This window comes from Protofrankia sp. CiP1_Cm_nod4 (assembly GCF_982290645.1).
This window is the reverse complement of sequence record NZ_CEVIVC010000033.1, coordinates 30,271-30,845: the sequence shown is the minus strand read 5'-3', so window position 1 is coordinate 30,845 and position 575 is coordinate 30,271. Positions and strand designations below refer to the sequence as shown.

The following is a 575-nucleotide window of genomic DNA, read 5'->3' as shown; positions in this document are numbered from 1 at the left end:
TCGTCGGCGGCGCGGACAGCCTTGGCGGTCACCGGCGCGGACATCAGCCGTGAGGCGCGCGCGACCGCCAGCGCGCGGGCGATGCGCCGTGCCCGGAAGCAGAACACGGCGGCCGGCTTCGTCCCGCCCGAGCGGTAGGTGGAGAACCTGGACGCCGACGTTCCCAGCGCGGCCGCGAACTCGACCTGGGTCAGACCGCTGTCAGCCAGGGCGGCGTCGAGGAGCGCCATGACCTCACGAGTGTCCTGATCGAGTCTCACAGACCACACTTTACCAGCTCGTTTATCTGATCAGATAAACGAGCTGGAGATGATCCGTCGACCCCACTGCTCCGCTCCGCCTCGCACGCGCTCAGAACGGGCAGGATCCACGCGGGTTGAACCGCCCTGGGTTTTTAGAGACCGGGGCGGTTCAGGTCGGTCGTTGCATTGCACCGGGCGTCCGTCAATATAGCCCCCAGGAGCATCCACGCCCGGCTTCCGCATCATCGTGGTATTCCGGACACGGACAACCGGGGAAGGTATGTCGGTCTGACAGTGGGGTGCTGGTGAGGAAATGGCCGCCGGAGGGGTCAG

Annotated in this window: 1 protein-coding gene; it reads right to left on the bottom strand. The window is 66.4% G+C overall.

The genetic code is table 11. The features are described 5' to 3' along the window. The coding region (locus tag AC5LSR_RS08935) for a helix-turn-helix domain-containing protein (protein ID WP_493468346.1) at positions 1-260 on the bottom strand (260 nt) is incomplete at its 3' end. Positions 261-575 lie beyond the last annotated feature (315 nt).